Origin of the sequence: Limnohabitans sp., assembly GCF_036804465.1 — a bacterium.
GTDB lineage: Bacteria > Pseudomonadota > Gammaproteobacteria > Burkholderiales > Burkholderiaceae_C > Limnohabitans.
Genome location: NZ_DAIRSK010000022.1, coordinates 37,184 through 44,107, shown reverse-complemented (window position 1 = coordinate 44,107; position 6,924 = coordinate 37,184). Strand labels below are relative to the sequence as shown.

Genomic DNA, 6,924 nt, shown 5'->3' with positions numbered 1-6,924 from the left:
GCCGTTGTGGGCCTCATCGGCGAGTTACAAAACGCACGCTTGATCGTCAACTGATGTTTAACTTGTGACTGCGCGCCTTTGCGCGTTTGATGATCAGGCAGTTGGCCCATCCTTATGTGTGGTCTCTTTGATCCCAGCCATGAATAGCCTTTTCTGCATGAGTGTCATGCAAGTGTTCTAAGCTATTTAAATTTAAAGGATGGTTTGATGGTTGATGCTTATTTGCAAATGGCAAGTCTTTTGGTAGTTGCTTTGTTGTTTGGCGGCATGCTACTTTTTTCAGCAGGATTTGCGGCTTTCTTGTTCAAGTATTTGCCCCCCGCAGAAGTTCGAATGCTCTTGAGAAAAGCGTTCCCACCGTTTTATCTTTTTGTGATTTTTTCTTCTGGCTTGGCAACTGCGTTGTCATTTCTTTTTGATCCATTCAGCGCAACATTGATGGCTGTTGTGGCGCTGACCACCATTCCAGCTCGACAAGTGTTGATGCCTGCGATCAACCAAGCGACTGATTCGGGCTTTAAAAAACGCTTTTTGTGGTTACACGGATTTTCCGTTGTCCTGACATTGGGTCATATCGTTTTGGCTGCTATTGCCTTGATCCAATTGGGTAGTCGATAACTTACAGTCCTTGGATTACGACATTGCCAAAAGGGCGTATCAAGCGTCTTCAGTCTGAAGCTCGCGCACAAGAGATGCAAGTCAAATTAGCAGCGCTTGCAGTCTGCGCACTTTGCGATCGCCCAATTCCGCCAGCGCTGCGAGACGCGCACCACTTGATTCCTAAATCACGGGGCGGTGATGTGACGGTCTATCTGCACCGTGCTTGTCACAAGCAAATTCATGCCTTGTTCACTGAGACTGAATTGGCCAAAAAATACGCAAGTCCACAAGCGCTGAGAGACCATCCAGAAATGGCTAAATTCATCAATTGGGTCAAAGATAAACCCTGTGAATTCAATCCACCTGCAAGACGAAGCCGCTTGAAAGGGCAGGTTTAATTTGTCTTTGAACGTGCATCTAAATGTGTGAGGTTCAAGCCCAATTGGTTTTTCATGGTTATTTTCAAGCGCTTTGTATCAAGGAACTAGCCATTCCCAATTGTTAGCTGTCAGCCTTGCACGACGATGTCCAGTTCTTGCCAATTCAAGCCAATCTATTTCAAGCACTTGCGCATTTAAAACCGCAAAATGTGATGTATTCAGAGCTTCATCCTTGGTTTTATTGTTGCTCTTTGCAAGCGGTGTTCCAGGTGCAAAAGAACTAAGGTAGTCCGAGGCGGCTGGCGATTCTTTAACCTCACTCCACAACCGCTCGACCAGCGGCCCCTTGCTGAGTAACGTGGCGTTCACGCTTACGCGCAGTTGCCAGCCTAGTCGGCTGCTCCAAAATACAAAAACCGATTTGGGCTGTGACGTCAATTCAGTCGCCTTAGGGCTGCGAGCATCCGTGAAAATTTGAAGTAGGCCCGCGTTCTTATCAACGTTTCTGAGTACTACGGTTCGCGCATTGACAGAGCCGTCTTTGCAAGCAGTTGCGATAACCGGAGTACGCCACGCGTGATGCCTATCCCTTGCAGCTCGACTCAGTTCTTGCCAGATCTGACTGCGTATTTCGTTGGGTGTTTCTAATGTGGTTTTCATATTTGTCTAATGATTTGGGGAATGCCAGAGTGCCAGTACTTTGCACTCAACTTTGCTGTAGCCACCTTACCGGTAGATCAAGAGCATGCAAAAATATCTGAAAGGTTAGAGCCAAGAAAGCTAACCGCTTTTTCTGCAAAAGTTTGAATTGCAGTCTCAGGCTACTCCGATTATTTGAGCCAATTTGAAGGACTTTATTATGCAAACTGAACGAGCAGTTCTGGCGGGTGGTTGTTTTTGGGGCATGCAGGACCTCATCCGAAAAATACCCGGTGTGCAAAGTACTCGCGTTGGGTACACCGGGGGTGATGTTCAAAACGCGACGTATCGCAACCACGGTACACATGCAGAAGGTATAGAAATTTACTTTGATCCAAGCGTGCTGAGCTACCGTCGTATTCTGGAATTTTTCTTTCAAATCCATGATCCAACGACACCTAAACGCCAAGGTAATGATGTTGGCATGTCCTATCGCTCTGCGATTTATTTCACTGGCGAATCTCAGCGCTTGGAAGCAATTAAAACTATTGCCGATGTCAACGCCAGCGGCCTCTGGCCTGGCAAGGTTGTGACCGAGTTATGTCCAGTGGGCGATTTTTGGGAGGCTGAGCCAGAGCATCAAGATTACCTAGAAAAAGATCCTGACGGTTATACCTGCCACTTCATCAGGAAAAACTGGGTGCTGCCAACTTAGTCTGAACAGATTGCGCCCTAACTATGTTGATAACAGCAACGAGTGAGTTTTGTACCTCCTTGAAGGTTCCAGGTCAGCAACTTCCGCCAAAGGTAGTGGCTGATTTGCGAACAGATCACGCGGGTGAGGTTGGTGCCGTGTGTATTTACAAAGGTGTGTTGATGTTTGCCCGTGATGCGGCACTGCGTGAATTTGCTCAGCACCATTTAGCCACTGAACTGAATCACCTGAAGCGGGTTAAAGAATGGTTGCCGCCTGAGCATTTCAGCCGATTACTGCCTGTGTGGAAGCTAGCGGGTTTTCTGACGGGCGCGCTGCCGGCATTGTTTGGACCTAGGGCGGTGTACGCCACGATCGAATCTGTTGAGACGTTTGTCGACCTCCATTACGAAGAGCAAATGCAAGATTTGAAAGCGCACCCAGAACTTGTCCTTTTGCTTCAAACATTGCAAGAGTGCCAGGCAGATGAGGTCGCGCACCGTGATGAAGCCGCATCGGCATGTGGATCCTTCAATAAAGGAATTTGCTTACGGATTTGGTGCGCAATGGTTTCCTGGGGCTCACGCAATGCCGTGGTGGTCTGTCGCCACATTTGAGTGACATTTGGTTTGAATACCCCTTTCGGCTAGGGCTGTTATGTGAGTTCCTGAAGTTTCAGATATTATTGAAATCTCAATAATGAAGCTTATATGAATTTACCACCACTTACTCAGCGTTTCGTCATGCACTTTGGCGAAATGGGCAGCCGTTGGGGAATCAACCGGACTGTTGGGCAACTCTATGCCTTGCTATATGTCTCCTCTAAGCCGCTGAATGCCGATGAACTCGGTGAGGCTTTGGGTTTTTCTCGCTCCAACGTCAGCATGGGCTTAAAAGAGCTTCAATCATGGAATTTGGTTCGCCTTATTCATCAGCCCAATGACAGGCGCGAGTACTTCCAGGCACCTGAAGATATGTGGGTTATTTTTCGCACGCTGGCTGCTGAACGGCGCAAGCGAGAAATTGATCCCACGCTTTCAATGCTTCGTGACGCATTGATGGAGCAACCCAGCGTTGTGGCCGACATTCACGCTCAGGAGCGTATGCGACAAATGCATGGATTTATCGATCTGATGACCAACTGGCTGGATGACGTTATGAAAATTGACTCCCCGACACTGACCAAGCTCATGCAAATGGGATCGAAAGTCCAAAAGTTTTTGGAGATCAAGGACCGTGTCAAAGGCGTTTTTACTGGCAAAGCTCAAGATGTAACAGCTGCTAAAAATAAAGATGCCAGTATCGAAATTGGAGGAAATCAATAAATGCTTTCCAAAGAAAACATCTCCACAGTATTGTTTGACGGTTCATGTCCGATATGTACTGCTGAAATAAATCAGTACAAACTAATTACTCCGACCAGTCAGATTGATTGGGTAGATGTCTCCGCTCATGACTTTGTAGTTCCAATAGGAAAGACCAAACAGGAATTGATGCAAAGGTTCCATGTCATCAAGCCTAACGGAGAATTTATTTCAGGTGCAGTTGCATTTGTGCATGTATGGCAGCAATTACCCGGCTGGAGGCGGCTCGCTGCAGTTGCTAGGCTGCCAGGAGCCTTGCAAGCAATGGAATTTGGCTACACAAGTTTTCTGAAAATTCGACCACGGATGCAATCTTTATTTAAAAAAAGAACTACTTAATTTTTTCACTCTCAACCACCCTTAAATTTTCAACTCACTTCATGGAAAGACTATAGATATGGCGCTGCAAAGATCACCTGCTATCTTCAATTTAAAAAATTATTGGCAACAGCTGCCTGACATCAGCTTTAGCCACATCCTTTTACGGATACCACTTTCTTTGTTATTCATTAACCAAGGACTCAGCAAGTTTCCATTTGATCCAGCTGTCGGAGAAGGCATGGGCATACCTGCTCTGGTTTGGTGGTTTGTTTGCTACGGCGAAGTCGCGGCTGGGTTGGGACTTTTATTAGGTGGATTAGCCACGATTCCAAAAGTAAAAGACGTAGCGTTTTTCGCCGTCTTAGGAGATATGGTCACCCGCTTTAGCGGAATTGTGATGTGCTGTGTCACCACTGGCATCATTTGGACTGTTCTCAAGCCAGAGAGCTTACTGACATTCATGCTGACAGACTACATGCATTTTTCTCTTTGGACCGGTGGTTTCTATTTCGGACTTAGAGGAAATTGGGCAGTTGCCGTTGACAAAAAATCTTGACATCTAATTGCGCTTGCCCCGATTGATAAGTAAGTTCAACAGGTTTCAAAGCCTGTTGGACTGCATTGTTCGAACCTATTTGCTGCTAAAAATATGAATTTAATTAAAAAATTACTAGTTTTATCTTTCATGCTTATCTGTATGCAAACTTTTGCAAATGAACTTTCTTTGGACCTACAAAAAACATGTACCAATGAACAGTTGACCGCTCATAAAAGTGTCAAAGGTAATTCATTTCAGGCAGATGATTTCAGGGGCTACTGCAAATGTGAGGCAGGATTTATCTTAGAAAAAGCTACACCAGATCAGTTGGATCAGTTTAATAAAAACAAAAATTCAACCCCAAATTGGTTAAAACAATTGAAATCTAAGGCGCTAAACATTTGTGTAGAAAAAGGCCGTGGCATAACTACCTAGAAATATATTTTTGATTAGGCCCACCTTCAAAGAATGAAATGAATCCGTCAACTCTTTTTTGCTGCATCTGCGCAGCACTCACGATTGCAACCAGCGCGGTTCAAGCGCAGCCTTTAGCAAATGTTGAGCGCTACAGCCAATTACCGGCCAGTGCAGACGGTATCGGCAAAAGCTACATGGGGCGCGAAATCTCAGCGGTGATGGGGTGGCAGGGAGCGTCATGGCTTGAGCGCCAGGAGCGCGAACGCGAAGAGCGTACAGACCTGTTGCTGGCTGCATTGATGTTGAAGCCTGGTGACGTGGTTGCCGATATCGGAGCCGGCACCGGTTATCTTTCTCGACGCATGGCGCCTTTGGTGATGCCAGGGGGCAAGGTCTGGGCTGTTGATGTGCAGCCAGAAATGGTTAACCTTCTTCAAGCGGGAGTAAAGCGCAGTGGACTCAGTCAAATTGAAGTGAAGCTAAGTGCAGTTGACGACGTCAAGTTACCCGCTTCATCGCTGGACCTGGCGGTTATGGTTGACGTCTATCACGAGCTAGCCTATCCCTACGAAGTCATGGCCAGCCTGCTCAAGGCCTTAAAGCCCGGTGGCCGACTTGTCTTTGTTGAGTACAAAGCCGAAGACCCGCTCGTTCCTATCAAACAGCTGCACAAGATGAGCGAGGTGCAGATAAAGCGCGAGGCGGCTGTTTTCGCACTTGAATGGGAGCGCACGGTAAAAACCTTGCCTTGGCAGCATGTGGTGGTGTTTCGTAAGCGGAACTAATCAGACACCAGACCGACATTCAGAAAGAAATAGATGGCTTGTATTGTTAAGCACCTGACTCTGGCATTTATTTCAATAATTTTCACCTTGGCAGCGCCGCTTGCACAGGCTCAAACGGTTCGCGCTGAAGTCGTGGCCTCCAATCTACAAAATCCCTGGGCAGTAGCGTTTTTACCTGAGGGTCGATTTTTAGTGACCGAGCGACCCGGGCGATTACGAGTGATTGAGCCAAATGGTGATGTGGGTGCGCCTGTTTTTGGTCTACCTAGTATGGCGGCGCAAGGTCAAGGCGGTTTGCTAGATGTGCTGCTAGACACTGATTTTGTCAACAACAATACTTTGTACTTTTGCTTTTCTGAGCCCGGCCAAGGTGGCAACAGCACCGCGCTTGCAAGGGCCCGCTTATCCTCTGACCGTTTGCGGCTAGAAGAACTGAAAATTATTTTCAGTCAAAAGCCCAAGGTGGCGAGCAGTGCACATTTTGGATGTCGAATCGTTGAAAGCCAGACCAACAGCAAACCTGACGGCATGCTTTTTCTGACCTTGGGCGACCGATACAGCCAGATGAACGACGCGCAATCTCTCGACAATCATCAAGGCAAGATTGTCAGAATTTACAAAGATGGCAAGGTTCCTGACAACAACCCATTCGTCAAGCGTTCAGGTGCGTTACCGGAAATATGGTCTTATGGTCACCGCAATGTACAAGGTGCAGTTTTTTCGCCCGATGGCAGCCTGTGGACTCACGAACATGGCCCGCAGGGCGGTGATGAGATCAACCTAGTTTTATCCGGACGTAACTACGGTTGGCCGGTGATCACCTACGGAGAAAACTACGGCGGCGGAAAAATCGGTCTGGGTCTTACCTCTCAAAAGGGCATGGAACAGCCTTTGCATTACTGGGTTCCATCCATTGCGCCATCGGGCATGGCCTTTTTAAGCAGCGAACGCTACGGTCGCGCTTGGGTCGGTAACCTTTTTGTGGGTTCGCTTAAATTTGGATACCTCAATCGGATAGAGCTCAGCCAACCGTTTGGCGGCAAAGTCATCAAAGAGCATAAGCTTCTTGAGGAACTAGGTCAGCGAATTCGCGATGTTCGTCAGGGGCCCGATGGTTGGTTATACGTGCTCACTGACAATACGCGTGGCCAGTTGATTCGGTTAGTGCTGAAATAAATCTTTAAGC

10 protein-coding genes are annotated in these 6,924 nt (G+C 47.3%); 9 read left to right on the top strand and 1 reads right to left on the bottom strand.

Annotated elements, in window-relative coordinates; translation table 11 throughout:
• The first annotated feature begins 207 nt into the window (after nucleotides 1-207).
• Nucleotides 208-618 (top strand): DUF4149 domain-containing protein, encoded by a 411-nt coding sequence (locus V7Q41_RS11885; protein ID WP_333846078.1) that lies wholly within the window; start codon nucleotides 208-210, stop codon nucleotides 616-618.
• Between the two features lie 458 nt (nucleotides 619-1,076).
• Here V7Q41_RS11885 and V7Q41_RS11880 read toward each other — a convergent pair whose 3' ends face one another.
• Entirely contained in the window at nucleotides 1,077-1,640 is a 564-nt protein-coding gene (locus V7Q41_RS11880; protein ID WP_333846077.1) for a pyridoxamine 5'-phosphate oxidase family protein, read from the bottom strand.
• Between the two features lie 199 nt (nucleotides 1,641-1,839).
• On the opposite strand from V7Q41_RS11880, the gene msrA reads away from it, so the two are divergent.
• The 8 genes from msrA to V7Q41_RS11840 all read left to right on the top strand — a co-directional run bounded on the left by msrA (nucleotide 1,840) and on the right by V7Q41_RS11840 (nucleotide 6,914).
• Nucleotides 1,840-2,334: a peptide-methionine (S)-S-oxide reductase MsrA gene (gene msrA, locus V7Q41_RS11875; protein WP_333846076.1), complete on the top strand. Its 495-nt coding sequence runs from the start codon at nucleotides 1,840-1,842 to the stop codon at nucleotides 2,332-2,334.
• A 23-nt stretch (nucleotides 2,335-2,357) separates the two neighbouring features.
• Nucleotides 2,358-2,930 (top strand): demethoxyubiquinone hydroxylase family protein, encoded by a 573-nt coding sequence (locus V7Q41_RS11870; protein ID WP_333846075.1) that lies wholly within the window; start codon nucleotides 2,358-2,360, stop codon nucleotides 2,928-2,930.
• Nucleotides 2,931-3,023: 93 nt separating this feature from the next.
• Complete coding sequence (locus V7Q41_RS11865; protein WP_333846074.1) at nucleotides 3,024-3,638, top strand: GbsR/MarR family transcriptional regulator; 615 nt, start codon at nucleotides 3,024-3,026, stop codon at nucleotides 3,636-3,638.
• Entirely contained in the window at nucleotides 3,639-4,016 is a 378-nt protein-coding gene (locus V7Q41_RS11860) for a thiol-disulfide oxidoreductase DCC family protein (protein ID WP_333846072.1), read from the top strand.
• A 58-nt stretch (nucleotides 4,017-4,074) separates the two neighbouring features.
• On the top strand, nucleotides 4,075-4,554 hold the full coding sequence (locus V7Q41_RS11855; protein WP_333846070.1) for a DoxX family membrane protein: 480 nt from the start codon (nucleotides 4,075-4,077) through the stop codon (nucleotides 4,552-4,554).
• A gap of 93 nt (nucleotides 4,555-4,647) precedes the next feature.
• Nucleotides 4,648-4,971 carry a hypothetical protein gene (locus V7Q41_RS11850; protein ID WP_333846069.1) on the top strand — a complete coding sequence of 108 codons (324 nt, stop codon included), beginning with the start codon at nucleotides 4,648-4,650 and terminating at the stop codon, nucleotides 4,969-4,971.
• Nucleotides 4,972-5,009: 38 nt separating this feature from the next.
• Nucleotides 5,010-5,738 carry a class I SAM-dependent methyltransferase gene (locus V7Q41_RS11845; RefSeq protein ID WP_333846068.1) on the top strand — a complete coding sequence of 243 codons (729 nt, stop codon included), beginning with the start codon at nucleotides 5,010-5,012 and terminating at the stop codon, nucleotides 5,736-5,738.
• Nucleotides 5,739-5,771: 33 nt separating this feature from the next.
• Nucleotides 5,772-6,914: a PQQ-dependent sugar dehydrogenase gene (locus tag V7Q41_RS11840; protein WP_333846067.1), complete on the top strand. Its 1,143-nt coding sequence runs from the start codon at nucleotides 5,772-5,774 to the stop codon at nucleotides 6,912-6,914.
• Nucleotides 6,915-6,924 lie beyond the last annotated feature (10 nt).

Excerpts from the sequence above, each read along its gene's own strand:
- V7Q41_RS11885 (WP_333846078.1), top strand. The coding sequence starts at position 208 with ATGGTTGATGCTTATTTGCAAATGGCAAGTCTTTTGGTAGTTGCTTTG.
- V7Q41_RS11880 (WP_333846077.1), bottom strand. The coding sequence starts at position 1,640 with ATGAAAACCACATTAGAAACACCCAACGAAATACGCAGTCAGATCTGG.
- msrA (WP_333846076.1), top strand. The coding sequence starts at position 1,840 with ATGCAAACTGAACGAGCAGTTCTGGCGGGTGGTTGTTTTTGGGGCATG.
- V7Q41_RS11870 (WP_333846075.1), top strand. The coding sequence starts at position 2,358 with ATGTTGATAACAGCAACGAGTGAGTTTTGTACCTCCTTGAAGGTTCCA.
- V7Q41_RS11865 (WP_333846074.1), top strand. The coding sequence starts at position 3,024 with ATGAATTTACCACCACTTACTCAGCGTTTCGTCATGCACTTTGGCGAA.
- V7Q41_RS11860 (WP_333846072.1), top strand. The coding sequence starts at position 3,639 with ATGCTTTCCAAAGAAAACATCTCCACAGTATTGTTTGACGGTTCATGT.
- V7Q41_RS11855 (WP_333846070.1), top strand. The coding sequence starts at position 4,075 with ATGGCGCTGCAAAGATCACCTGCTATCTTCAATTTAAAAAATTATTGG.
- V7Q41_RS11850 (WP_333846069.1), top strand. The coding sequence starts at position 4,648 with ATGAATTTAATTAAAAAATTACTAGTTTTATCTTTCATGCTTATCTGT.
- V7Q41_RS11845 (WP_333846068.1), top strand. The coding sequence starts at position 5,010 with ATGAATCCGTCAACTCTTTTTTGCTGCATCTGCGCAGCACTCACGATT.
- V7Q41_RS11840 (WP_333846067.1), top strand. The coding sequence starts at position 5,772 with ATGGCTTGTATTGTTAAGCACCTGACTCTGGCATTTATTTCAATAATT.